This is a genomic window from Sulfitobacter sp. L-8, from assembly GCF_056859255.1.
The window spans coordinates 1-3788 of record NZ_JBSXOD010000002.1 but is presented as its reverse complement, the minus strand read 5'-3'; the positions used below and the strand labels follow the sequence as shown (position 1 = coordinate 3788).

At 58.4% G+C, this 3788-nt stretch carries 3 protein-coding genes and 2 pseudogenes; all 5 read right to left on the bottom strand.

Annotated features, from left to right (window positions below; translation table 11 throughout):
• Window positions 1-137, bottom strand: a pseudogene (locus AC13DE_RS00050) (IS30 family transposase); the annotation flags it as partial.
• Between the two features lie 58 nt (window positions 138-195).
• The gene (locus AC13DE_RS00045; RefSeq protein WP_446315801.1) at window positions 196-987 is read right to left on the bottom strand and encodes a TniQ family protein; all 792 of its coding nucleotides are present in this window, start codon (window positions 985-987) and stop codon (window positions 196-198) included.
• Window positions 984-1865: a TniB family NTP-binding protein gene (locus AC13DE_RS00040; RefSeq protein ID WP_446315802.1), complete on the bottom strand. Its 882-nt coding sequence runs from the start codon at window positions 1863-1865 to the stop codon at window positions 984-986. Before AC13DE_RS00040 ends, AC13DE_RS00045 begins: the two co-directional genes overlap by 4 nt.
• Window position 1866: 1 nt before the next feature.
• Window positions 1867-3501, bottom strand: coding sequence for a Mu transposase C-terminal domain-containing protein (locus AC13DE_RS00035; protein ID WP_137796049.1), 1635 nt, complete (start codon window positions 3499-3501; stop codon window positions 1867-1869).
• Window positions 3502-3650: 149 nt separating this feature from the next.
• Window positions 3651-3788: pseudogene (locus tag AC13DE_RS00030) on the bottom strand (IS30 family transposase); the annotation flags it as partial.

Genomic DNA, 3788 nt, shown 5'->3' with positions numbered 1-3788 from the left:
GGTGCTTGCGGGCCGCACAAACCGCTATAGGTGCCGATGCCGGACTTGAGCTTGCGCCAGGTTCAAAACTCAAACCCACGATCGAAGGTGATGGATTTACAAACTCGCTGGGGCCGGGGCACCCTGACATCCATCAGTAGTTGTCGCGTTGCCCTTTAATCTGAGACGGGACGCGTTTGGCGGCAATTTTTGCCCTTAATTGTGAGATGATGCTGTCATGGGGCCGGCGCTTTTCGCGCGCCTTTGCGCGATGTGATCAACCGCGGCAAGCAATCGTGGCTCCTTCTCGAAGGCGCGCAAGAGAGCAACCCTTGCATAGTCGTCAATGCTTTTGCTGACGATGGCTGCCTTAGCCAAGGGATGAGATCGAGCGGCGGCGATTGCGGCGAGGCAGAACAGCCTAACTTCCGATCTGGGGTTCTGTAGAGCGAACGACGGATCCCCGCGGAAGGTCTTAAGCGACATGGCAAAGGTGACTGCGCGCATTGCGCGCCGAAGTTGCTTGGGGCCATGTGATCGCGCGGCGCACTCAAGTATACCTGCCCCGCGGCGCGCTCGACAAATCAGTTTTTCAGATATTTGTTCCTCACGGGGTTTGCCAAGGGTCTGCACAAGTCTCGTCCCGCAAACTTGGCAGTCAAATGCCCAGGCCCGCCTCCAATGCCTGAGCGAAAGACCCTCTCTGGAGCATTGCAGGCAATGCTGAAACGGCATCTGAGCCGTTAGCGAGGCTTCTCGTGGCGTCATAGCTGGAAAGGTCAAAGATCGCACAACATCTGGGTCGAGTCGTGCTGCGTTGGCAATCTTCTCCGCCATAGCCGCGTCGACGCTGAAGTCCAAGGCGGTGCCATGCGCGGTATCGATTTTGATATGAGCCAGCAGTTCCGCGTCATCGCAGTAGTTGGCCGCCGCCAGCCGAGATAACCAACCTGACAACAACTCGTCTGGCAGCGGCGCGACAGTTTTCGGCAGCGGGCGCGGCTTCACACCCCGGACTTCTCGAGTCGCCGATAGGCGTTCGCATGGCGCGACCAAACCGGCGTCCATTTTGCGATCGCGTCGTCAGTAATGCATTCATCACCTTTGACAATGGCGTCGATGGAAAGATCCTTGATCAGGGCGAAGATGCGCGAGGTCACCCCACCGGTCAGCGCAAGTATCTGCTTGAGTGCCTTGACCTTCAGATTGGATTTCTTCTCGAGGGGCATTGCCGCGATGAGTGTCTGGATCATGTCCGAGAACTCGGCATCGTCGCGCCAGTTTGGCAGGTGATGTTCGTCCAGCCGCCTGGCAAGCTGGATATCACCACGGATGGCATCGACGGCCTCGCTGACCCCGAGGCATACCAGCGACACTTCTAGTTCATTGCTTAGATACCGCAGAACATTGAGAAAGCGGCGCTGTTCGCGGTGGGTCCCGGCCAACAGGTTGTGAACCTCGTCGATCATGATCATCCGCAGGCCAAGGTCGCGCAGGAGCGCGATGACGCGGACTTCGAGGGAAGCCACATTTTGAGCGCGGGCGCTCAGTGCCGTCGCCGGGGCGCCGACGGCGGCCAAGATGTGCAGGTAGAACCGCCGTTCGTCTGGTGCGGGCGGCGCTTGCAACAGCAGCAGCGGTGTGCGGGTGATGCCTGACGCCGGATCGTATTCTGGTGCGTACTTGCGCGACAGGTTTCGGGCGATCATCGTCTTGCCGATCCCGGAGGCACCATGCACAAGAAGCCCAGGCATACGGGTTTGCCGTGGCGCTTCGATCATACCCTGCAAGCGGTCCAACACCTGTTCGGCCCGCGGAAAGCCGATCCAGATATCCGATTGAATGAGGGCAATCCGACCGTCTGCCTCAGTTGTCCTTGCCCTCAATTCACCATCTCTCCACCTTGAACAATGGGCGCGATGTATCACCCGTGTCGATCGGGCGCAGCCCTTCGGTTGTCGAGACAGCCGAGTTGGCGCCCTCCAATGCACCTTTTCTTTCACGGGATCGGCGTTCGGCCTTCGTCAGGCCCCGGCTTTCAGTCTCGATCTGGCGTTGCTGTCGGATCAGCTCAGCCAAGACCAGCTCATTGGACCCGGACTTGCCAAGGGCACGGGCCTTCCTCATGGCTTCGCGATATTCCCAGAGCGACACAGGCGGAATTTCAAGGTTTCTGTACCGCGCCTCAACATATCGGCCATCTTCCAGTTCAACCCAGATCATTGAGATATCGCGAGGATCGTAGCGAACAACCACCTTTCCATCGGCGCGCCCAATGTAGCCTGCAAGGGCATCGGACCAGTACCGTATCTGGAACAGATGGATGCCGTCACGCCTGACCTTGCGCAGTTCGCTGGGCAGGAAGCTCACCTGAAAGGCTTCCATCTCGAAGGGGATGTCGCCCGTCATTTGCTCTGAGAGCGCTTCCCATTTGGCAACGGGCGTACAGCCAATGCTTGAATGAATGCTGTTGTTGTAACGGCAGATTTCGAGAGCAAACCAATGATCGAATTCGCTCAGGGTCATCGTGGCCTGGCCTTCGGCGTCATAGTCGCCCTTGGCCGCGATTGAGGCTTGCGTTGTTCCCGGCAACAGGTGAACGGCCCCCATCATCGTCCCGATCAACCGCTCGATGTGACCCCCGAAGTGAGGACTTCCCGGCGGCCGATAGATCAGATCGATCCCCCATTCCGCACATGCCGACCGAAAGGCCCGCGACCGGAAATCGCGGCCATTGTCGACATGGATGCTCTGCGGTTTGCCTTGTGCGGGCCAAGGAATATTGCACGTCAATTCCGCCAGAAGTTCCGCCTTGGGGGCTACCGCCTGTGTCAGGCAAAGCGCCACTGACAGACGCGAAGGTGCCTCGAGAGAGGTGTAATATCCCGTTACCAACCGCGTTGCGACGTCGATCGCCAGCGTGACCCACGGTCGGCCAATTGGTTGGCGCTCAAAACTGTCAACAAGAATGATGTCGGCAGGTGTATGGTCGATTTGCACGACCTCCAGTGGCTGACTGGCCTTGTTCTCGCCTGTGACGGCCGCAAATTTTTGGCGGGCGGCCTTTGCCCCCTCTCGTGCCTTTGCAACTTCGCGGGCATCCATTGCATCCAGACGACGCTGAACCGTCCGCCGTGTCGGCGGTTGCAAGCCCTGCTGCCAGCACGCGCTGCGGATCTCAGTCACGACGCGCGAGAGGCTCGAACGCTCCCGGCGCAAGAAATATCGGCGAAGATGCTCTTCGATCACCGATTCAACTTTGCCGGATATCAAAGTTGTACCGGCCGGACGACCCCGTTTCCGCGGAGCCAGCGCGCTGGTGCGCCCACCCTCTTCCGCCAGCCGCTTTATCCAACGCCAGACCGTCGCCCTGCTGACACCAAGCTCCCAAACGGCGTCATTGATGCCGCTTTCCAGACTGCCAGCCCCATTGAGATATGCCTGAACAAGCGGACGTAGCACGGCGGCCCTGCGCGACTCTTCAGCACCAACTGCAACGGAGGCTTCGCCATCATCATCCATCGATATTTGCCGCACATGTCTGTGAACCCTGTCTCAGGTTTAAGGGCAAGAATATCGGAATTAAAGGCAAAATCTCATATTTAAGGGCAAAGGACAGCCGTTGATTTCGTTGAATTTCTCATCTCACAATTAAGGGCTACGCGACAGCTGGGTAAGTAGTGGCGGGCCCGTTTTTAAGAATTTCGATGGGTCCTGCTGCCAAGGTGCTTGCGGGCCGCACAAACCGCTATAGGTGCCGATGCCGGACTTGAGCTTGCGCCAGGTTCAAAACTCAAACCCACGATCGA

Bases quoted from the DNA above. Each gene is read 5' to 3' on its own strand.
- AC13DE_RS00035 (WP_137796049.1), bottom strand. From the start codon at position 3,501: ATGGATGATGATGGCGAAGCCTCCGTTGCAGTTGGTGCTGAAGAGTCG.